Origin of the sequence: Streptomyces sp. NPDC002138 (assembly GCF_040296485.1) — a bacterium.
Taxonomy (GTDB): Bacteria; Actinomycetota; Actinomycetes; order Streptomycetales; family Streptomycetaceae; genus Streptomyces.
Map to the genome: position 1 here is coordinate 65,615 of NZ_JBEOXE010000027.1, position 20,740 is coordinate 86,354.

19 protein-coding genes are annotated in these 20,740 nt (G+C 74.0%); 7 read left to right on the top strand and 12 right to left on the bottom strand.

The window, feature by feature from the left end:
* The first annotated feature begins 39 nt into the window (after positions 1-39).
* Positions 40-588, top strand: coding sequence for a cupin domain-containing protein (locus ABT084_RS19320; protein ID WP_351045133.1), 549 nt, complete (start codon positions 40-42; stop codon positions 586-588).
* On the top strand, positions 585-980 hold the full coding sequence (locus tag ABT084_RS19325) for a rhodanese-like domain-containing protein (RefSeq protein WP_351045135.1): 396 nt from the start codon (positions 585-587) through the stop codon (positions 978-980). Before ABT084_RS19320 ends, ABT084_RS19325 begins: the two co-directional genes overlap by 4 nt.
* A 77-nt stretch (positions 981-1,057) precedes the next feature.
* Here ABT084_RS19325 and ABT084_RS19330 read toward each other — a convergent pair whose 3' ends face one another.
* The 4 genes from ABT084_RS19330 to ABT084_RS19345 all read right to left on the bottom strand — a co-directional run bounded on the left by ABT084_RS19330 (position 1,058) and on the right by ABT084_RS19345 (position 6,293).
* Complete coding sequence (locus ABT084_RS19330; RefSeq protein ID WP_351045136.1) at positions 1,058-3,619, bottom strand: FtsX-like permease family protein; 2,562 nt, start codon at positions 3,617-3,619, stop codon at positions 1,058-1,060.
* Between the two features lie 140 nt (positions 3,620-3,759).
* Positions 3,760-4,329: a recombination regulator RecX gene (gene recX, locus ABT084_RS19335; RefSeq protein WP_502968972.1), complete on the bottom strand. Its 570-nt coding sequence runs from the start codon at positions 4,327-4,329 to the stop codon at positions 3,760-3,762.
* A 2-nt stretch (positions 4,330-4,331) separates the two neighbouring features.
* The gene (gene recA, locus ABT084_RS19340; RefSeq protein WP_351045139.1) at positions 4,332-5,459 is read right to left on the bottom strand and encodes a recombinase RecA; all 1,128 of its coding nucleotides are present in this window, start codon (positions 5,457-5,459) and stop codon (positions 4,332-4,334) included.
* A 216-nt stretch (positions 5,460-5,675) separates the two neighbouring features.
* Positions 5,676-6,293, bottom strand: a complete 618-nt coding sequence (locus ABT084_RS19345; RefSeq protein ID WP_351045142.1) for a TOPRIM nucleotidyl transferase/hydrolase domain-containing protein — start codon at positions 6,291-6,293, stop codon at positions 5,676-5,678.
* 93 nt (positions 6,294-6,386) lie between these two features.
* Between ABT084_RS19345 and ABT084_RS19350 the strand changes: the two genes are divergently transcribed.
* The gene (locus tag ABT084_RS19350) at positions 6,387-7,343 is read left to right on the top strand and encodes a GlxA family transcriptional regulator (protein WP_351045145.1); all 957 of its coding nucleotides are present in this window, start codon (positions 6,387-6,389) and stop codon (positions 7,341-7,343) included.
* Positions 7,344-7,460: 117 nt separating this feature from the next.
* Positions 7,461-8,462: a type I glyceraldehyde-3-phosphate dehydrogenase gene (gene gap, locus ABT084_RS19355; protein ID WP_351045148.1), complete on the top strand. Its 1,002-nt coding sequence runs from the start codon at positions 7,461-7,463 to the stop codon at positions 8,460-8,462.
* Positions 8,463-8,544: 82 nt separating this feature from the next.
* Here gap and ABT084_RS19360 read toward each other — a convergent pair whose 3' ends face one another.
* The 3 genes from ABT084_RS19360 to ABT084_RS19370 all read right to left on the bottom strand — a co-directional run bounded on the left by ABT084_RS19360 (position 8,545) and on the right by ABT084_RS19370 (position 12,265).
* Positions 8,545-9,390: a S1 family peptidase gene (locus ABT084_RS19360; RefSeq protein ID WP_351045151.1), complete on the bottom strand. Its 846-nt coding sequence runs from the start codon at positions 9,388-9,390 to the stop codon at positions 8,545-8,547.
* A gap of 396 nt (positions 9,391-9,786) precedes the next feature.
* Positions 9,787-11,232: a glyceraldehyde-3-phosphate dehydrogenase gene (locus tag ABT084_RS19365; RefSeq protein ID WP_351045153.1), complete on the bottom strand. Its 1,446-nt coding sequence runs from the start codon at positions 11,230-11,232 to the stop codon at positions 9,787-9,789.
* Between the two features lie 73 nt (positions 11,233-11,305).
* Complete coding sequence (locus tag ABT084_RS19370) at positions 11,306-12,265, bottom strand: TIGR04222 domain-containing membrane protein (protein ID WP_351045156.1); 960 nt, start codon at positions 12,263-12,265, stop codon at positions 11,306-11,308.
* 109 nt (positions 12,266-12,374) lie between these two features.
* Here ABT084_RS19370 and ABT084_RS19375 point away from each other — a divergent pair, with 109 nt between their 5' ends.
* Positions 12,375-13,175, top strand: a complete 801-nt coding sequence (locus ABT084_RS19375) for a Clp protease N-terminal domain-containing protein (RefSeq protein WP_351045157.1) — start codon at positions 12,375-12,377, stop codon at positions 13,173-13,175.
* On the opposite strand, the gene ABT084_RS19380 is transcribed toward ABT084_RS19375, so the two are convergent.
* Together ABT084_RS19380 and ABT084_RS19385 are read right to left on the bottom strand one after the other, a co-directional pair.
* Positions 13,108-14,268 carry an AI-2E family transporter gene (locus tag ABT084_RS19380; protein ID WP_351045223.1) on the bottom strand — a complete coding sequence of 387 codons (1,161 nt, stop codon included), beginning with the start codon at positions 14,266-14,268 and terminating at the stop codon, positions 13,108-13,110. The two genes, ABT084_RS19375 and ABT084_RS19380, sit on opposite strands and share 68 nt — an antisense overlap.
* A gap of 222 nt (positions 14,269-14,490) precedes the next feature.
* Positions 14,491-14,685 (bottom strand): DUF3046 domain-containing protein, encoded by a 195-nt coding sequence (locus tag ABT084_RS19385; RefSeq protein ID WP_351045160.1) that lies wholly within the window; start codon positions 14,683-14,685, stop codon positions 14,491-14,493.
* A gap of 87 nt (positions 14,686-14,772) precedes the next feature.
* On the opposite strand from ABT084_RS19385, the gene ABT084_RS19390 reads away from it, so the two are divergent.
* Positions 14,773-15,726 (top strand): hypothetical protein, encoded by a 954-nt coding sequence (locus tag ABT084_RS19390; protein WP_502968975.1) that lies wholly within the window; start codon positions 14,773-14,775, stop codon positions 15,724-15,726.
* Here the strand turns inward: ABT084_RS19390 and ABT084_RS19395 are convergent.
* Positions 15,695-16,003: an AzlD domain-containing protein gene (locus tag ABT084_RS19395; protein WP_351045165.1), complete on the bottom strand. Its 309-nt coding sequence runs from the start codon at positions 16,001-16,003 to the stop codon at positions 15,695-15,697. The genes ABT084_RS19390 and ABT084_RS19395 overlap by 32 nt on opposite strands.
* Positions 16,000-16,770: an AzlC family ABC transporter permease gene (locus ABT084_RS19400; RefSeq protein ID WP_502968973.1), complete on the bottom strand. Its 771-nt coding sequence runs from the start codon at positions 16,768-16,770 to the stop codon at positions 16,000-16,002. Before ABT084_RS19400 ends, ABT084_RS19395 begins: the two co-directional genes overlap by 4 nt.
* A 112-nt stretch (positions 16,771-16,882) precedes the next feature.
* On the opposite strand from ABT084_RS19400, the gene ABT084_RS19405 reads away from it, so the two are divergent.
* Positions 16,883-19,903 carry a hypothetical protein gene (locus ABT084_RS19405; protein WP_351045168.1) on the top strand — a complete coding sequence of 1,007 codons (3,021 nt, stop codon included), beginning with the start codon at positions 16,883-16,885 and terminating at the stop codon, positions 19,901-19,903.
* Here the strand turns inward: ABT084_RS19405 and ABT084_RS19410 are convergent.
* A complete protein-coding gene (locus ABT084_RS19410) occupies positions 19,842-20,702 on the bottom strand; it encodes an AraC family transcriptional regulator (protein ID WP_351045170.1) in 861 nt (286 codons plus the stop codon). The genes ABT084_RS19405 and ABT084_RS19410 overlap by 62 nt on opposite strands.
* Positions 20,703-20,740 lie beyond the last annotated feature (38 nt).

Sequence of the window (20,740 nt, forward strand, 5' to 3'; positions counted from 1 at the left end):
CCCGCGCGCTTTCGCGAACTCCCAGGACGGTCCTTGCCGATGTCTGCATCCCTGCTCAGCCCTGCCCCGACCGGGTCCGGCCGCTCCGGCGCCGCCGGACCCGGCGCGGCGGAACTCCTCGACTTCGCCCTGCGCACCGCCGCCGACGCCGAGCTGATCTCCTCGCTCCCCCTCGACCCCGAGGGGCGGACCTGGGTGCGGCTCGACGGCCCCGGCGGCAGCGAGGCCTGGCTGATCGGATGGCCGCCCGGCACCGGTACCGGCTGGCACGACCACGCCGAGTCGCGCGGCGCCTTCGCCACCGCGCGCGGCCGCCTCACGGAGCACTCCCTGTCCGTCCGGCTGCCGTCGGAGGGCTGGCGGTCCCTGCACCTGGCCAACGGCCTGGACCGCAGCCGGACCCTGGAAGCGGGCGCCGGGCGCGCCTTCGGCGAGCACCACGTGCACGAGGTGCTGAACGCCTCCCCGTCCGAGCACGCCGTCTCGGTCCACGCGTACTACCCGCCGCTCCCGCTGATCCGCCGCTACAGCCGCAGCGGCGCCGTGCTGACCCTGGAGCAGGTCGAGCGTCCGGCGGACTGGCAGTGAGCGCCGCACCCGTCGGCATCGACGAACTGCTGGAGCGGGTCCGCGCCACCTACGAGCGGATCGGGGCGGCCGACGCGCACGCCGCCTCCCTCGACGGCGCCCTGCTGGTGGACATCCGCTACCAGGCGCTGCGCGAGCGCGACGGCCTGATCCCGGGCGCGCTGGTGATCGAGCGCAACGAGCTGGAGTGGCGCCTGGACCCGCGGGGCAGCCACCGGGTCCCCGAAGCGACCTCCCACGACCTGCGGATCGTCGTGATCTGCAACGAGGGGTACGCCTCCACCCTGGCGGCGGCCTCCCTGCACGCCCTGGGCCTGACCGGGGCCACGGACCTGACCGGCGGCTTCCAGGCCTGGAGGGCGGCGGGCCTGCCGGTGACCGCCCCGGGCTGACGGACCGCCGTACGACGTCAGGGCGCCCGGGACCCGTTGCGGTCCCGGGCGCTCCGGCCGTCGTAGCCGGACGGGGTCTACCCCTTGGCGGAGGCCACGTCCACGGGGCGGACCCGCAGCGCCACCCGGCCCGGGAGGGCGGTGGCGGCCAGGGCCAGCACCCCGGCGGCGGCCACCACCACGCCCCACACCAGCGGCAGGACGGCGGGGGCCGCGCTCCCCGTCATGCCCACGCTGAAGGCGGTCAGGACCGCCAGCGCGATCCCCGACCCCAGCCCCACCCCGATCAGCAGGACGGCCAGCGCCTCGGTCCGCAGCATCCGCAGGACCTGGCGCCGCGTGGCTCCGGCGAGGCGCAGCATCGCGAACTCGCGGAACCGCTGGGCCGTCGACATCGACAGCGTGTTGACGACCGAGATCGCGGTGAAGGCGAGGACCAGGCCCATCGCGAGCAGGTTCAGCTCCGCCTGCGCGCCCTGGCGCTCGGCCCGGGCCCCGTCCGCCTCGGCGGCGCTCAGCACCACCGTGCCCGGGAACTCCTTGACCGCGGCGGTCAACTGCTCGCGCCCGGTGCCCGGTTCGGTCGCCACCAGGACCCCGCCGGCCAGCGGGTCGTCCACGTGCGCGGCGACCAGGTCGTGCGCCAGGGTCAGGTCACCGAAGCCGAGGCCCCGGGCGTAGACGGCGGTGACGGTCACGGTGACGGGGGTGCCGTCGCCCAGGGTCAGGGCGAGCGGGCTGCCGGGCCGCAGGCCCAGTTGCTCGGCGGCCAGTTCGCTGACGGCCGCGCCGTTCTGTCCGGCGCCGGTGAAGGCGTCGAGGCTGCCCGCGGTGACCCGCGGGTCCCAGGTGCGGGTGAGCCCCTCGGGGGTGACGCCCTGGGTGGCGTACTTCGTCAGGCCCACGCGGACGGTGGTGCCCACCAGCTCGGTGGCGGCGGTGACCCCCGGCGTCGTGCGGATCTTCGCGGCGGCCGCGGCGGAGACGCCCGGGCCCTGCCCCGCGAGCATCCACGGGGCCCGGATCCCTTCCCGGGCCTGGCTCCGGGCCGCGTCGCCGAGCGTCGGGGTGACGAACAGGACCGTGCAGGTCATCCCGACGAGCAGGGCGAGCGGGGTGACCGCGGAGGCCATCCGGGTGGCGTTGCCGCGCAGGTTGGCGGTGGCCAGGCGGCCGTTGGCGCCGGCCAGCCGCATGGGGCCGGCCAGCAGCGCGGTGGCGGCGCGCACCAGCAGCGGGCCGAGCAGCGAGACCGCTCCGGCGAGGACCACGACCGCGAGGAAGGTGACCGGGGTGGAGGCGGGTTCGGTGCGCAGGGTGGCGAGGACCGCGACCAGGACCACGCCGCCCGCCAGCAGCAGCGCGCCGATGACGATCCGGGTCCAGGCGGGCCTGCTCCGCTCGACGGCGGCTTCGGCGAGGGCTTCGGCGGGGCGGATCCGGGCGACCCGGCGGCCGGTGATCCGGGCGGCGGCCCACGCTCCGAGCAGGGTGGCGGCGACGGCGGCGATCATGGGGAAGATGCCGGCGGTGCGTTCCAGGGTCGCCGGTATCGCGCCGGTCCCGATGAACCGGCCGTGCAGCCAGGCGGCGAGCGGCAGCCCGGCGAGGGCGCCGGGCACACCGGCGGCCAGCCCCACGACGAGTGCCTCGCGGCCGAGCAGCCGGCGCAGCTGGCGGGGGGTGGCGGCGATGGCCCGCAGCAGGGCGAGCTCGCGGTGGCGCTGCTGGACGGAGAGGGCGAAGGTACCGGCGACGACGAGGACGGCGACGAGGAGCGAGGTGCCGCCCATCGCTCCGCCCATGGAGACGAGCTTGGTGCGGGCGCCCGCCGCGTCGAGGAACTCGACGGGGCCGCGGCCGTCACCGTGGGAGACCTGCGCGGTGGTCCCGGCCAGGGCCTTGCCGACCTGTGCGGCCAGGGCGGCGGCGCTCACTCCTGGGCGGGGCAGGACGCCGATCGCGGTGATCCGTCCGTCGCGGGCGGCGAGGCGGTGGGCCTCGCCGGACGCGAAGAAGAGCGAGGTCTGGTGGGCCAGGCCGCCACCCGCGGCGCCGGCCGGAGCCTGGGCGATGCCGCTGACGGTGTACGTACGCGGTGCGGCGGTGGCCTGGACGGTGAGCGGTGAGCCGGGCCGCAGGCCCGCCCGGGTGGCCAGCTCACGGTCGACGACCACCTCGTCGGCGCTGCGCGGGGCCTGCCCCTCGGCCAGCGCGAAGGGGGTGAGGGCGGCGGATTCCCAGGCGTGGCCATAGGAGCGCTTGCCGGTGCCGTGGGCCACCAGGGGGACGGCCTGGAAGGTCAGCTCGGGGACCGCCTGCGCGACCCCGGGGACGGCCCGGACGGTGTCGAGGGCGGCGGCCGGGAGCCAGGCCCGTTCGGCGACGGGCTTGGCCTTCTCCTTGACCTTGGTCTTGCCCTTCTTCTCCGTGACCGTGGTCTCGTGCACGTCCTGGTCGGCGGAGACGACGACCGGAGCGCCCGCGTAGCGCTCGGTGGCGATCACCCCGCGCAGGCCCGTCTCGAGGAGGGTGCCGCAGGCGGTGATCAAGGCCGCCGCGCACAGGAGGGCGACGAAGGCGCCGAGGAAACCGGCTGTGCGGTCCCGGACGCTCTGGAGGGCGTAACGCAGCATCATGGGGGTAACTCTGCTGCTCAGGACCCCTGTTGAGCAGTGGAGCGCCCCGGCGTCCCACCACGGGGGCTACCCCTACCCCGCTCGGGCGGCGGGCACCCGCCGCGTCCGCCGCGGTCCGGCGGACCGCCGGCCCCGGCGGGTCAGAACGCCCGGTACTCCAGACCTTCGTCGTCCACGTCCTCGCCCTCCTCCTCGAGGGCGCGCCGCACCACGCGCAGGGCCATGCCCTCCCCGTAGCCCTTGCGGGCCAGCATCCCGGCGAGGCGGCGGATCCGCTTGTCCCGCTCCAGGCCCCGGGTCACGCGCAGCTTGCGCTCCACCAGCTCCCGGGCCGTCTGCTCCTCCTGCTCGGAGTCGAGCTGCTCCAGGGCCTCGTCCACCAGGGTGGCGTGCACGCCCTTGGTGCGCAGCTCGCGGGCGAGCGCCCGACGGGCGAGGCCGCGGCTGTGGTGCCGGGACTCGACCCACGCTCCGGCGAAGGCGGCGTCGTCGATCAGGCCCACCTCCTCGAACCGGGAGAGGACCTGCTGCGACACCTCCTCGGGGATGTCGCGCTTCGCCAGGGCGTCCGCGAGCTGCTGCCGGGTCCGCGGGGACCCCGTGAGCAGGCGCAGGCAGATCGCCCGCGCCTGCTCCTCAAGGCTCTGGGGCGGCAGTCCCCGCTCGGCTCGCGGCGTGCCGGAACCACGCGCCCCGTTCTCCTCCCGCACAGTCAGCTCTTGGCTACGGCGGCCTTGGCCGTCTTGGCCTTCGTCGCCGGGGCGGGAACGGACTTGGCCGCGTCATCGGCCGCCGCGGCGACGCCGCCCGCCGCGTCCGGACCCGGCTCGGCGCCCGGGGCCTTGCGGATGCCCACGCCCAGCTTCTCCTTGATCTTCTTCTCGATCTCGTCGGAGAGGTCGGGGTTGTCGCACAGGAACTTGCGCGCGTTCTCCTTGCCCTGGCCGAGCTGGTCGCCCTCGTACGTGTACCAGGCACCGGCCTTGCGGACGAAGCCGTGCTCCACGCCCATGTCGATCAAGCCGCCCTCGCGGCTGATCCCGTGGCCGTAGAGGATGTCGAACTCGGCCTGCTTGAAGGGCGGCGCGACCTTGTTCTTGACGACCTTGACGCGGGTGCGGTTGCCGACCGCGTCCGTGCCGTCCTTGAGGGTCTCGATCCGGCGGATGTCCAGACGCACCGAGGCGTAGAACTTCAGCGCGCGGCCACCGGTGGTGGTCTCCGGCGAGCCGAACATCACACCGATCTTCTCGCGGAGCTGGTTGATGAAGATCGCGGTGGTCTTGGACTGGTTGAGCGCACCGGTGATCTTGCGGAGCGCCTGGCTCATCAGCCGGGCCTGCAGACCGACGTGCGAGTCGCCCATCTCACCCTCGATCTCCGCGCGCGGCACGAGGGCCGCGACGGAGTCGATGACGATGAGGTCGAGGGCGCCGGAGCGGACCAGCATGTCCACGATCTCCAGCGCCTGCTCACCGGTGTCCGGCTGGGACAGGATGAGGTTGTCGGTGTCGACGCCCAGGGCCTTCGCGTACTCGGGGTCGAGCGCGTGCTCGGCGTCCACGAACGCGACGGTACCGCCGGCCTTCTGCGCGTTGGCCACGGCGTGCAGGGTCAGGGTCGTCTTACCGGAGGACTCCGGTCCGTACACCTCCACCACACGGCCGCGCGGGAGCCCGCCGACACCGAGGGCGATGTCCAGGGCGGTCGACCCCGTGGGGATGACGTCAATGGGGTCATTCGGCTTGTCGCCAAGACGCATGACCGCGCCCTTGCCGAACTGCCGTTCAATCTGCGCGAGCGCTGCGTCGAGCGCCTTCTCGCGGTCGGTGCCTGCCATGGGTTCCACCCGATTTGCTTGAGTCGATCGCTTCACGCCATTGACGCTAACGCCTGCCACTGACAACGCGCCTCCACGCACGATTCGCCTGTGGATAACCCATCAGAATGGATGTTCGATTTCCCTGTCAAGCGAGCCACGCCAGCTCCGCCGCGGAGCTGCCGGCGGCCGCCGTGGAAGTGCCGGCATCCGCCGCGCCGAAGGCCCCGCGCCGGATCACAGGCCCGCGAGGAGCTCGTCCAGCGGGGCCGGTGCCTGCCCGGGGCCCAGGGCCTCCGCGAGCAGCCGCCCGTAGCGGATCTTGCGGCCCTTCTTCGTGCCGAGGAAGCGGCGCAGCTGCCGCTCCCGGGACCGGCCGTGCTGCGCGGGCTGGCGCACGAAGGTCTGCCAGGCCCGCAGATCGCCCTCCCCCCGGATGATCTCCTCGACCCGCGCCGTGCCCAGCGCGCGGATCAGCTCGTCCTCCAGGTCCGCCACGCACACGGAGAAGCCCCGCTGCGGCGCCCCGGCCCGCTCCAGGCCGCGCTCGTAGAAACCCCGCTCGCCCTCGTCGCACAGCCCCCTCAGGCGCAGGCCGAGACCGGGCGGCCCGAGGAGCGCGGCGTAGCGGGCGATGCTCATGGCCCCGCCCATCGGTACGACGCACACCCCCTCGGCGGCCAGGTCCCGGCCGCGCCGCGCGGCCAGCGCCCCGACGGCCTCGAGGTCACTGGGCCCCTCGAGCAGCACCGCCGTCCGCAGTCCCAGCCGCCCGGCCAGCTCCTTCGCCGGTTCGCCGGCGCCACCGGCCGCCCAGCGGCCGACCGCCTCCCGGAACGCGCGCATGTCCGTCATGACCCGAGTCTGCCCGCCCGGGGCCCGGCACGGCACCGGATATCCGGCGCCCTCGCCCGGGGACGGCCGCGCCCGGCCCCGTACGCTCGTCCCGTGCCAGCCTCCCGTCCGCACCGCGTCGCCGTCCTCGTCCTCGAAGGGGCGAAGCCGCTCGACGTCGGCATCCCCGCCCAGGTGTTCACGACCCGCGCGAGCATGCCGTACGAGGTGCGGGTCTGCGGCGCGGAGCCCGGGCTCGTGGCCGGGGGCGACGGGCTCTCGTACGCGGTCGCCCACGGCCTGGACGCCCTCGCGTGGGCCGACATCGTCTTCGTCCCCGGATACCGGTTCCCGGACCGCGAGGACCCGCCACCGGCCGTCGTCGAGGCGCTGATCGCCGCCCACCGCCGGGGCGCGCGGCTGGCCGCCATCTCGACCGGCGCCTTCGCCCTCGCCGCCACCGGCCTGCTCGACGGCAAACGCGCCACGACGCACTGGCACTACGCGCGGGCGCTCGCGGCGAAGTGGCCGCTGGTCCGGGTCGACGAGAACGTGCTGTTCGTCGACGAAGGCAGCGTGCTGACCTCGGCCGGCGCCGCCTCGGGCATCGACCTGTGCCTGCACATCCTGCGCGGCGACCTCGGGGTGGCCGCGTCGAACCACACGGCCCGGCGGCTGGTCGCGGCCCCCTACCGCAGCGGTGGCCAGGCGCAGTACGTACCGCGCAGCGTCCCCGAGCCGCTCGGCGAGCGGTTCGCCGCCACCCGCGAGTGGGCGCTGCACCGGCTCGGCGAGCCGCTCACCCTGGAGGTGCTCGCCCGGCACGCGGCGGTGTCGCCGCGCACCTTCTCGCGGCGCTTCGCCGACGACACCGGGTACACGCCGATGCAGTGGGTCATGCGCGCCCGCATCGACGTGGCCCGTGAGCTGCTGGAACGCTCGGAGCGCGGCGTCGAGCAGATCGCCGCGGACGTCGGTCTGGGCACCGGGGCGAATCTGCGGACGCACTTCCAGCGGATCCTGCGGACCACGCCGAGCGAGTACCGGCGCACCTTCGCCCGGGGCGAATAGCCCGGAGCGGCCCCGCCCCCGCGGCCCGTGGCGCGATCCTTGCGGACCGTGGCGATCACGCCGCTGTCACCGGCGGCCTCCGAGCGCGACCCTTGAAGCGAACCGAAGGGATACGCCATGACTCGCATCGCCATCAACGGATTCGGCCGCATCGGACGCAACGTGCTGCGCGCGCTGCTCGAGCGCGACACCGGCCTCGAGGTCGTCGCCGTCAACGACCTCACGGAGCCCACCGCGCTCGCGCGGCTGCTCGCCTACGACACGACGGCGGGCCGGCTCGGCCGCCCGGTGACGGTCGACGGCGACGCCCTCGTCGTCGACGGCCGCCGCATCACCGTCCTCGCGGAGCGCGAACCGGACCGGCTGCCGTGGGAGAAGCTCGGTGTCGACATCGTGCTCGAGGCAACCGGCCGCTTCACCTCGGCCACGGCGGCCCGCGCCCACATCGACGCGGGTGCGAAGCGGGTGCTGGTCAGCGCCCCGGCGGACGGCGCCGACGTCACGCTCGCCTTCGGCGTCAACAACGCCGCCTACGACCCGGCCGTGCACACGATCGTCTCGAACGCTTCCTGCACGACCAACGCGCTCGCGCCGCTGGCCTCGGTCCTCGACGACCTCGCCGGCATCGAGCACGGCTTCATGACGACGGTGCACGCCTACACGCAGGAGCAGAACCTGCAGGACGGTCCGCACCGCGACCCCCGCCGCGCCCGCGCCGCCGCGGTCAACATCGTGCCGACCACGACCGGCGCCGCCAAGGCGATCGGGCTCGTCCTGCCGAACCTCGCGGGCAAGCTGTCGGGCGACTCGATCCGCGTGCCGGTCCCGGTCGGGTCGATCGTCGAGCTCAACACGACCGTCGCCCGCGGCGTGACGCGCGAGGAGGTGCTGGCGGCGTACCGCGCCGCGGCGGACGGCCCGCTCGCCGGCGTCCTGGAGTACTCGGACGACCCGCTCGTGTCTTCCGACATCACCGGCAATCCGGCCTCGTCGATCTTCGACTCGGCCCTCACCCGCGTCGACGGCCGCCACATCAAGGTGGTCGCCTGGTACGACAACGAGTGGGGCTTCTCGAACCGCGTGATCGACACGCTCGAGCTCCTCGCCGCCACCGCCTGAGGGGAGTCCCCCGCGATGGCCGCCGATCCCCCGGCGCCGTCCGCCCCCGTGCGGGGACGGACGGGCCGTGGGGCGGTCGGTGTTACGGCCGGGGCAGGGTGCAGCCGGGGCGGGTCAGGTCGATCGTGCTGCCGGCGCCTATGCAGGGGACGATGATGTACGTCTCCTGGGCGTAGTTGATGCCCTGGCGGACCGTCACGTTGCCGTTCTGGTCGACCTCGCACGGGTTGTTCTCCGTGCAGCGCTGGCCGTCCTCGTTGCCCGTGTTGTTGACGGCGACGACCCGGCCGGTGGCGGTGTCGATCACCGGCGAACCGGAGGTGCCACCGATGGTGTTGCAGGCCGAGGTGTAGCGGATCGAGTCCTTCCAGGTCCAGTCCCCCTCCTTGAGGCGGTAGACGAACCCGTCGGCGTTGCAGGTGTAGATCCGCTTCCAGTACCCCGACACGACCTTGATCGAGGCGCCCTGCACCGGGTGCGCGTCGTTGAGGGTGAGCGCGCTGATGCCGTACTGGCTCTGGATCTGCGCGTACGTCTTGGTCAGCTGGTAGATCGAGATGTCGGTGTCGGTCATCGTCGCGTACGAGACCTTGCTGGCCCGCAGCGTCGCGACCTTCGAGCCGGATCCGTTGAGCAGCGAGAACGAGCGGCTGGACGGCTGGTCCTTGATGACCTCACCGGCGGCCGGGAAGCCGGTTTCCAGGCAGTGGCCGTTGGAGAGCACGAGCGCGGGGTCGCTCGCGAGGGAGTTGGGCGTCCGCACGACCGAGCCGGAACAGTTGCTGAGCGCGACCGTTCCCGCGAAGTTGACCGTGACGGCCCGCGCGGCCTTCTCGGCCTTCGCTTGGGGGCCGGAGGCCACGGCCGGGGCCGCTGCCGCGCCCATCAGGAGCAAGGAGAGCAGCGCGCCGGCGAGAGGCTTCTTCATGTGGGGGTTCCCCTCTGAATGACGATGCAACCGAAGATCCTCCGGTTGTCATGCGCATTGTTGGGACCCCCGCCCCAACTGGCAAGAGGGCACGGTGCGTTGCGGAACCACCGGATCCGGCCATGATCGGCACCGGACGGCGCGCGACCCGGCGGGACACCACGGGACACGGCGGGCCGCCCCGGGCGCGATCAGGGGCGGGGCCGGGTAGTCTCTTTCGGATCTTGCCGGTGAAGCCCGCCACGGCCCGGCGCAAGCCACCCGTCGGCCGGATTCCGCGCGCCGGCGCCGCGGGAAGGGCCCGGAAAAACCACTGCCCGCCCGGTCCCGGCCCGCGGTGCGGGGTGGGGAACGGACGGGCAGCGCGGCCGGGCCGCGGGCGTCGGACCGCCGGGGTCAGACCGCCGGAGCCGGGTAGGTCGGGTACTCGACCCCGGAGACGTACTGGACGACCCGGATGACCTGGCAGGAGTAGCCGAACTCGTTGTCGTACCAGAGGTAGAGGATGGCGTTGTCGCCGTCGACCTTGGTGGCGCCCGCGTCGACGATCGAGGCGTGGCGCGACCCGATGAAGTCGCTGGAGACCGCGTCGGGGGCGGTGGTGAAGTCGATCTGGCGCTTGAGCGGCGAGGTCAGCGAGACGCCCCGCAGGTACTCGAGGACCTCCTCGCGGGTGGTCTCGCGCCCGAGCCGCAGGCTGAGGATCGCGATCGAGACGTCCGGCACCGGGACGCGGATCGAGCTGCCGCTGATCGGCGCCTTGAGGTCGGGCAGCGCCTTGGCGACGGCCGAGGCGGCACCGGTCTCGGTCATGACCATGTTGAGCGGCGCGGAGCGGCCGCGGCGGTCGGCGCTGTGGTAGTTGTCCAGCAGGTTCTGGTCGTTGGTGAACGAGTGGACGGTCTCCACGTGGCCGCGCAGGACGCCGTACTCGTCAGCCATCGCCTTCAGCGGCGGGACGATCGCGTTGGTGGTGCAGGAGGCGCAGGACAGGATCTGCTCGTCCGGCTTGATCGTGTCGTGGTTGACGCCGTGGACGATGTTCGGGACGTCGCCCTTGCCCGGAGCCGTCAGGACGACCTTGTCGATACCGGGGCGCAGGTGCTTCGACAGACCCTCGCGGTCGCGCCACTTGCCCGTGTTGTCGATGAGGATGGCGTCCTTGATGCCGTACGCCGTGTAGTCGATCTCCGACGGGTCGTTGGCGTAGATCACCTTGATCTCGTTGCCGTTGGCGATGATCTTGTTGTTCGCCTCGTCAACGGTGATCGTGCCCTGGAACTGACCGTGGATCGAGTCGCGGCGCAGCAGCGAGGCGCGCTTGACGATGTCCTGGTCACCGCCCTGGCGGACGACGATGGCGCGCAGCCGCAGACCGTTGCCGGACCCGGCCTTCTCGATCAGCAGGCGGGCGACGAGGCGGCCGATGCGGCCGAAGCCGTAGAGGACCACGTCCCGCGCCTCGCGGCGCTCGATCTTGTCGTCGCCCGTGGCACCCGCGACGGCGGCGGCGGTGAAGTCCGCCACCGAGAGGCCGCGGCTGTCGGCCTTGTAGGTCGCGGCGAGCATGCCGATGTCGATCTGCGACGGACCGAGATCGAGGGTGGTGAGAGCCTGCAGGAACGGAAGCGTCTCGGTGACCGAGAGTTCCTCACCGGCTATCTGCCGGGCGAATCGGTGGAGCTTGAGGATGCTCACCACCGACTTGTTGACCAAGGAGCGGCTGTGCAGCAGGACGGTGACGTCCTGCTCGCGGTGCAGCTTCCCGATGATCGGAATCATCGACTCCGCGATCTCCTCGCGGTGCTTCCAGTTGGTGAACGCGTCGTCATTGACAGTCACAGGTTTATCTTTCGAGCTAGGGGGCGCTCATATGCTATCCCGACCGCTTTTTGATCGTTCAAACGGTGCCCCCTTATCCGCACCCGCACCCCCCGCAGCCCCCGCCGCAGCCGCCCCCGCAGCCACTCCCGCACCCTCCTCCACAGCCGCCCGAGCCCCGCCCCCCACCGGAGTCCGAGGAGCCCGAGGAGTCCGAGGAGCCCGACGAGGACGCCGGGGCGGCGGCGGGCACGCGCGGCCACGGCACGGACAGCAGCGGGACCAGCGCGGCCGGGGCCCGGTCCCTGCCGTGGCGGGCGACGTCGGCCAGTACGTCCGCCTCCGCACCCACGATCGGGACCCCCGCCACCAGCCGCGGCTGCCAGGTCCGGTCCTCCTTGACCTCCCGCAGCCGCCGCAGCCCCGCCCGCGTCGCGTGACCCGAGGGCATCCGCCCGAAGCGCCGCGGGAGCAGCCAGACGCCCGCCGTCACCACGCCCAGCACCAGGAACGCGATCAGCGGCGCGAGCCCGTCGCCCTCCCCCGTGAGCGAGTCGGTGACCAGGGCCGCCATGCAGAGCAGCGCCGCGAGCACGGCGAAGACGCCCACGGCGCCGTTGACCCGGCCGAGCGTCCCCACCCGCTTCCGGTCGGCCGCCAGCCCGCGCCGGGTCAGCGCCTCCTCGATGTCCAGCACCGGCGGACTGAGCGCGACCCGGCGCCTGACCTCCGGGGCGGTTTCCCCCCGGGCCGCCCCGCCCGCGCTCGCGTACGCCGCCACCTGGACCAGATCACGCTCCGGCGCCGCGCCCACCTGGGCCAGCCGCCGCTCCGGGCGCACCTCGATCCGCCCGGTCAGACAGAGGGCGGTCAGCGCCACGTCGACGACGGCGGGCCGGCCGCCCCGCAGGTACGCCGCCTCGTACAGCGTGAGCGCCTCGTGATCGACGGGCGGGAACAGGGCCCGGTACGCCCTGACCCGCCACGCGGCCGCCCCCAGCAGCGGCACGGCCGCCGCGACGAAGAGGAAGATCCACACAACTACCCCCCGCATCAAGCTCCTTGGCGTCGAGTGTGCGGCCATCGCCCGCGCCGGGCAATCTTCCCACCCGACTGACAACCCAGGGTTGACACCCCACAACTGTCAACCTACGGTTGCACTCATGACGAACCCGACGAACCCTCCGGCGGGCTCCGCAGAGACTGCGGCCCCCGCACGCATGACGAACCCGGTCCGCCTCGACGACCTCATCGCGGGCATCAAGCAGAGCCACCCGGACGCCCTGCACCAGCTCAGCGGCGCGGTCGTCGTCGCCGAGCACCTCGGGGACGTCGCCGACCACCTCATCGGCCACTTCGTCGACCAGGCGCGCCGCTCGGGCGCCTCCTGGACCGACATCGGCCGGAGCATGGGCGTCACCCGCCAGGCCGCGCAGAAGCGCTTCGTCCCCAAGGGCGACGGGGACCTCGACATGAGCCAGGGCTTCTCCCGCTTCACCCCGCGCGCCCGCAACGTCGTCGTCACGTCCCAGAGCGAGGCCCACGCGGCGGGCGGCACCGAGATCCGTACCGAACACCTCGTCCTCGGCCTGCTCTCCGAGCCGGAGGGGCTCGCCGCCCTCGCGCTGGGCGCCCAGGGGATCGACCCGGCCGCCGTCCGGGCCGCCGCCACCGCCGCCCTGCCGCCCGCCGCGGCCGAGGCCCCCGACCCGTCCGGCCACGTCCCCTTCGACGCGAACGCCAAGAAAGCCCTGGAACTCACCTTCCGCGAGGCCCTGCGGCTCGGCCACAACTACGTCGGCACCGAGCACATCCTGCTCGCCCTCCTCGAGCTGGAGGACGGCCGGGGCGTGCTCAGCGACCTCGGCGTCAGCAAGGCCGCCGCCGAGGCGAACGTCACCGAGGCCGTGGACGCCGTACTCGCCGCGACCAGGCAGCAGCAGCCCGGGGCACCGGCCTCCTGACGACGGAGCCCGGCTCCCCGCCGGGGCCGCCCCCGCTCTCCTCGTCGGTCTCGCCGGTCTCGTCGTGGACCACCGCGTACCGCCGTACGTACGCTCCGAGGAAGGCCTGCAGGGTCGCGACCGCCGGGATCGCGATCAGTGCACCGACCGCGCCCAGCAGGGCCGTCCCCGCGATGACCGAGCCGAAGGCCACCGCGGGGTGGATGTCGACCGTCTTCGCGGTCAGCTTCGGCTGGAGCACGTAGTTCTCGAACTGCTGGTAGACCACCACGAACCCGAGGACGTACAGCGCGTACCAGGGCTGGACCGTGAAGGCGAGCAGCATCGGCAGCGCGCCCGCCAGATAGGTGCCGATGGTGGGGATGAACTGGGAGACCAGCCCCACCCACACCGCGAGCGCGGGCGCGTACGGCACCCCGAGCACCACGAACACGACGTAGTGCGCGATCCCGGAGACCAGCGCCATCAGCCCGCGCGAGTAGAGGTACCCGCCGGTCTTGGCGACGGCGATCTCCCAGGCGCGCAGCACCTCCGACTGCTTGGCCGGCGGCAGTACGGAGCACAGCGCGCGCCGCAGCCGCGGCCCGTCGGCGGCGAAGTAGAAGGCGAACAGCCCGACCGTCAGCAGCCGGAAGAGCCCGCCGAGCACCGTGGCGGAGACGTCCAGCACACCGGACGCGCTGTTCTGCACGTACTTCTGCAGCCAGTCCGAGTGCAGCACGCTGTCCTGGATGTCCAGCCGGGACAGGTCGGTGTGGAAGGTGCGGTTGATCGAGCCGATCACCGAGTCGAGGGTGGCGGGGAAGCCCTCCACCATGTCGACGATCTGCCCGGCGAGCATCGAGCCGAGCAGCACCACGAACCCGGCGGTCGCGGCGAACACGCCGAGGAAGACCAGGAAGGTGGCCAGCCCGCGCCGCATCCCGCGGGCCGCCATCCGGGCCACGGCCGGTTCGACCGCGAGCGCGAGGAAGAACGCGATCAGGATGTTGACGAGCAGCCCGATCAGCTGGTGGAAGGCCCAGCTGCCGAGCTGGAAGCAGGCGACGAGGGCGAGGACGAGGACCACCGCGCGCGCCAGCCAGGGCGGCATCCGCTCGCGCACGCCTCCCCCGGAGGGCGGCGGCCACCCGGCGGGCGGCCCGTCGGCGGCCCGCCCGGTCGGCGCGGTCGGACCGGCCGGATCCATCGGGTCGGCCGGGGCGGGGTCGAACTGGTCAGTGGCTGCCACACGGACAAGTCTCCCGTACGGCCGACCGTGGCGCGGACCCCTCGGCGCCGTGGTCGCCGGTACGACTCCGCGGTCCCCCGCGGCTCAGCGCAGCGTCGCCGGCACGTCCATCGCCGCACAGACCGCGCGCCACACGTCCTTGGTCTCCCAGCCCGCGTCCAGCGCCTCGCTCACGGTGCGCCCGCCCAGCTCGGCCATCACGTGATCGCGCGCGAAGGACTCCGCGTAGCCCGCTCCGAAGTGCTCCGCCATCCGTTCCCAGAAAATCGTCAACCGCATGAGTCCATTATCCCGCCCCGGGAGAGTGCACCCGGGGCGTTCCCGCCGCCCGCGCCGCCCCGGCCGCCCTACGGTTCCCCCATGGCCATGGCAGGAGACGAAGCAGCGGCGCCGCTCGCCCGCGCCGAGCGGTTCATCTGGCTCACGGCGCGGGTGCTGGAGCAGCGGCGGTTCGCGTTCCATTTCCTCGGCGCCGACGCCGACGCGGTGGACACCGCCCTCGGCTCCTACCTGAACGGCGACGGCGGTTACGGGCACGCGCTCGACCCGGACCTGCGCGGCCCGCTCAGCCAGCCGCTGCACAGCGTGCACGCCCTGCGCGTGCTCGACAGCCTGGGCCGCTGCTCGGGGCGGCGGATCGAGCAGCTGTGCCGCCACCTGACGGGGGTCTCCACGGCGGACGGCGCCCTTCCGGTGGCGGTCCCCTCCCCGCGCACCTATCCGGCGGCGCCCTACCACCCCGTCCAGGACGATCCGCCGGGCGAGCTGGAGATCACCGGCCCCGTGGTGGGGCTGCTCCACCGCAACCGGGTCTGGCACGCCTGGCTGTTCCGGGCCACGGACTTCTGCTGGGACCGGGTCGAGACCCTGCGCAGGTCGCATCCGTACGAGGTCCAGGGCGCCGTCGCGTTCCTGGACGGCAGCCCGGACCGGCCGAGGGCCGCGGCGGCCGCCGACCGGCTGGGGCGGCTGGTGCGCGAGCAGGGCCTGGCCGTGCTCGATCCCGGGCGCCGCGCCGAGTTCCCGGTGGGCCCCGGCTACGCCCCCGGCGAGCACCTCTTCCCGCACGACTTCGCCCGCCGCCCCGAGTCGCTGGCGCGCGGCTGGTTCACCGACGAGGAGACCGCGCGCTCCCTGGACTTCCTCGCCGCCGAACAGCAGGAGGACGGCGGCTGGCCGGTGCGCCGCCGGGCGTGGGCCCCGGGCAGCGCCCTGGAGCGGCGCCCGATCGCGACGCTGGAGGCACTGCTGACCCTGAGGGCGTACGGGCGCCCGCTGACCGGCGTCGCTAGCCGCCCAGCGCCCGTACCCCCGCCGTGACGGCGACGGCGACGGCGATGACCACCAGGAACGGGGCCCGCAGCAGCAGGGCGGCACCGGCGGCCACCAGCCCGGCGGCGCGGGCGTCGACCACCAGCGCGGAGCCGGTGCTGAAGGTCTGCTGCGCGGTGAGCGCGGCCAGCAGGGCGACCGGCAGCAGGGCGGAGAGCCGCCGCACCACGGGCCGCTCCAGCACCCCGGCCGGGACGAGGAGCCCGGCGAGCTTGACGGCGTAGCACCCGAGCACGGTGAGGCCGATGGCGATCCAGACGTTCACGGGCGGGGTCCCTTCGTGCGACGGCCGCTGAAGAAGAGCACGGCCGGTGCGGCGAGCGCGGCCACGAGCACCGGCACCCCGGCAGGCAGCACGGGCAGGAACCCGAGCCCCAGCACCAGGGCGAGCAGGGCCACGGCCCGCTCGGTCGTGGTGCGCAGCATCGGGGCGAGCAGCGCGAGGAAGACGGCGGGCCCGGCCGCGTCCAGGCCCCAGGCGGCGGTGTCACCGATGGCCTCGGCCCCCAGCGACCCCAGCAGGGTGGTGAGGTTCCACAGCAGGTAGAGGGTGAGCCCGGTGACGGTGAACCCGAGGCGGGCGTGGGCCCGGCCGCGCTGCGCCAGCGCGACGGCGGTGGTCTCGTCGATGACCCAGTGCGCGGCGAGCGGGCGCACCGCGCGGGGCAGGCCGAGCAGCGGGGAGAGCCGCAGGCCGTAGAAGGCGTTCCGGGTCCCGAGGAAGAAGGCGCCCGCGGCGGCCGTGAACGGGTTGCCGCCCGCGGCCAGTGCCCCGACCAGCGCGAACTGGGAGGCACCCGTGAAGACGAGCAGGCTCAGCACGCAGGCCTGCGCGGTGCTGATCCCGGCTCCGGCGGCGGTCACGCCGAAGGCGAAGCCGGACAGCCCGACCGCCACGCCGACGCCCAGCGCGTCCCGCACGACGCCCCGGCGCCCGGCCCGGTCGTCGGCGCCGCCGACGTCGCTCGGGTCGCCCGGCTCGCCCGGGCCGTGTGCCGGGCCGGTCCGTTCCACTGTTCGCTGCTCTCTCACCCCGCGACGTTATGCGCGCGCCCGTCGGCGGGTCTTGTACGTTCTTGCGCCGGTCCGGTCCGACACGGAGACGCACCCGCACCACAAGTGATCATCTCGCTACGGTGAGCACATGAAGCGTGTTCGCTTGCTGCCGGTTGAGCGTCCTTCTCATGCCCGATGGGCTCCGGCCCTGTCCTTCGCCGCCCTGATCGCCGCCGCCGCCCTGCTCGCGCAGTACGCCACCCTGCACCCCCGGAACGTGCCGGGCGAGGTGGCTCTGCAACTCGCGGGGGGCCGGGAGGCCGCCTGCCGGATCCTCCGCGGCCAGTCCCTGTGGTGCCCTGCCCACGGGGACCGGCTGCAGGCCCAGTACACGGCCCTGCGGCTCGACACCGCCTTCTTCATCCCCGGATACACCCTCGCCCTGCTCGGCGTCTTCGGGCTCGGCAGCTGCTTCCTGTTCCGCCAGATGTCCCGGCGGTACGCGGTCCGCGCCCTGGCCGCCACCCTCGTCATGGCCGTGGCGGACCTCGGCGAGAACCTCTTCGAGTACCGCGCCCTCGACCGGCTCGCCACCGGCGCGGACCGTGACTGGGCGGCGGCCGCGTGGTGCTCCCTGCTGAAGTGGTCGATCGCCCTTCCCCTGGCGGGCGCGGCGGTGTGGATCCTCGTCACCCTGATCGCCCGCGCCGTCCTGCACCGGGTCCGGGTCGCGAACGCGCCGCCGTGCGAGGAGCCGGCCCGCGTCCAGCACGCCCACCGCCTCGCCGACGGCTCCGAGCGGTGGGCCGACCCGGACATCATCGCGGCCCCCGTCGCACCGCACGCGAGCACGGCGGTGCGCGAGTGGTCCGACCCCGCACTGCCCGAGGCGCCGCCGGACAGCTCCCGGGCGCGCTGGCGCACCCGCGCCTACCAGCCGCCCGGCCGGGAACCGGCGAGCGTGGGCGTCTGCGTGTCCGGCGGCGGGATCCGCTCCGCCGCCGTCACCCTGGGCGCGCTGCAGGCCCTGCGGGAGGGCGGGGTGCTGGGCAGGGCGCGCTATCTGGTCTCCGTGTCCGGCGGGGGCTACATGGCGGGGGCCTTCCAGCTGGCGCTGACGCGCGAGCAGCCCAGGGACCCCGGGGCCGGCGGCGCGCCGCTCGCCCGGGCCGGGCTCGCCACGGCGCGGGACGCCTTCGCGCCCGGCAGCCCGGAAGAGGACCACATCCGGCGTCACGCCAAGTACCTCGCGGACAGCCCGCGCGAGAAACTGCTGGCCGCGGGCGTGATCCTGCGGGGCCTGGGGGTCTCGCTGGGGCTGCTGGGGCTGGCGTTCGTGGTCGCCGGGGTCTGTCTCGGCGGCTACTACGAGGCGGTCCCGCTGACCGATCTCACCCGGCTGCGTCCACGGCCCGGCGAGGCCTTCCCCGCCTTCTCGCCGCACGCCCGCTTCCTCGCCCCGGCCCTCGCCCTGATCGGGATCGCGGCCGCCGTCTCCGTGGTGGCCTCCCTGTTCCGGGCGCACAGCGGCAAGTCCCGGCCCGCCTGGGTCCGCACCACCGTGCGCGGCTTCATCGCGCTGGCGGCGGCGATGTCCCTGCTCACCGTGGTGCTGCCCGCCGTGTTCTGGTTCTTCGCGTGGCTGTCCCACCGGACGGACGTCCTGCCCGATGGCCCCCGGGGCATCTCGATCCTGGGCGCGCTCACGGCCGCCGCCACCGCGGTCGGCGGGGTCTTCACCGCCCTGAGCGGCCGGGTGAAGAAGCTGAAGCCGAGCGGCGAGGGCGCCGGGCCGTTCGCGGGCTCCGCCACGTCGGTCATGACCCGGATCGGTGGCGGCCCGCTCACGACCGCCGTCGTCTGGCTGGTGCTGCTCCTGCTCGCCTTCTTCGGTCTCGCGCTGCTGTCCTGGTCGGCGGTGTCGGCGCACGGCTGGCCCGCGGCGTGGCGCCTGGGCCTCCCGCTCGCCCTGCTGCTGGCCGCGATCCTCGTCGACCAGACCACCTTCAGCCTGCACCCCTTCTACCGGCAGCGGTTGGCGGGCGCCTTCGCGGTGCGCCGGGCCGTACTGAGCGACGGCTCGGTGGGTGCCCTTCCGTACGACTACAACGCCGAGTCCACCCGGCTCAGCGCCTACGGCAAGCGGGCCGAGGGCTTCCCCCAGGTCATCTTCGCCGCTTCCGCGGCCATGTCGCTGCGCAACCGGACCGCGCCCGGGCGCCCGGCGGTGCCGTTCACCTTCTCCCACGACTGGGTGGGCGGCCCGGACACCGGATGGGTGCGCACGGCCACGATGGAGGCGACCGCGCATCCTCTGATCCGGCGCGACCTCACCGTGCAGTCCGCGGTGGCCGTGTCGGGGGCCGCGTTCGCCTCGGCGATGGGCAGTCAGGGCAGTTCCGTCCAGCGCCTGCTCGCCCTGTCCAACCTGCGCCTGGGCACCTGGGTGCCCAATCCGACGTACCTCGCCGAGGTGGCCCGCCACCGACCGGACTGGACGATGCCCCGGCTGCCCTGGGTCCGGCGGCTGCGCTACCAGCTCCAGGAGCTGGCCGGGCGCTATTCCGACACCAGCCCCATGGTGCTGTGCACCGACGGCGGGCACTTCGACAACCTGGGGCTGGTGGAGCTGCTGCGGCTGCGCTGCGAGACGGTGTACGTGATCGATTCCAGCGCCGACTCCCCGCCGCTGGCCACCACCCTCGCCGAGGCCGTCACCCTCGCTTACGAGGACCTGGGCGTCCGGATCACCTTCGACCAGCCGGAGGTGCTGCGGCTGGTGCCGGGCAGCGCCGCGAAGGTCGAGCCGACGGAGCCGATGGCCGCACTCAACACCCGCTTCTCGGCGGACTGCGTCGTGCGCGGGGTCATCGAGTACCCGGAGCCGGTCGCCTTCCCCGGGCGCCGCAAGCCGTCACGGTTCGCCACGCTCGTCTTCGCGAAGGCGAGCCTGACCCCGGACATGCCGTACGAGCTGCTGGCCTACGCCCTCAAGGAGAAGGTGTTCCCCCGGCAGAGCACCTTCGACCAGTGGTTCGACCACGCCCAGTTCGACGCGTACCGGGCGCTGGGCCACCACCTCGGCGCCGAGGCCGCGAAGCTACCGGTCAAGAGGCGCCGGTTCGGCCCCTGCGGTACGCCCCCGGGGGCACCCCCACGATCCGGGTGAAGTGCCGGTTCAGGTGCGGCTGGTCGGTGAAGCCGACCGCGAGGGCCGCCTCCGCGGGGGGCGTGCCCGCCTCCAGCAGCACCCGGGCCCGCCGTACCCGGGCGTCCGTCAGCCAGGTGTGCGGCGGCATCCCGTACCGCTCGCGGAAGGCCCGGAGCAGCGCGAAGGGGCTGGTGCCGAGCGAGGCCGCGAGCTGCTCCAGGGACGGCGGCTCGCACATCCGCGCCTCGAGTACGTCCCTGGCCCGCTCGGCGTCGGAGGGGCCCGCGGCGGTGGCCCCGCGGGCGGGCAGCGGGGCCGCGTGCCGTTGCAGCATCCGCGCCACCACGCCCCGCAGCAGGGTGTCGGCGGCCAGCGGGTTGCCCGCCTCGGCGGCCCGGTGGACCTCGGTGATCATGCGCGCGGCCTGCGGATCGATGACCATGTCCGGGGTGAACCCGGGGGTGCCGCCCGGGGCCCCGGTCTCCGCGGCCACCTCCGCGATCAGTTCCCGCGTGGGGTACAGGGTGGCGTAGGCCCAGCCCTCGGGGACCCCGGCGCGCGCGGAGTGCGGGACCTCGGGGTTGATCAGGACCACGCTGCCGGGCCCCGCGCGCACCACTCCGCCCGGCAGCCCTATCTCCTCGACCCCGCCGGTGACGGCCGCGATGACGTACCCGTCGTGGGCGTGCCGCGGGAAGGTGTGGCGCACGTAGTGGGCGCGCAGCAGATCGAGGCCGGGCAGCTCGGCGTACTGCCAGTGCCGGGCCCACTCGCCGGTCCCGCGCGCGCCTCGTCCCGCACCCTCCGCCGCCGCCATCCCTCCATTCTGCGCCCCCGGCGCCGGGCGCGTTCGCG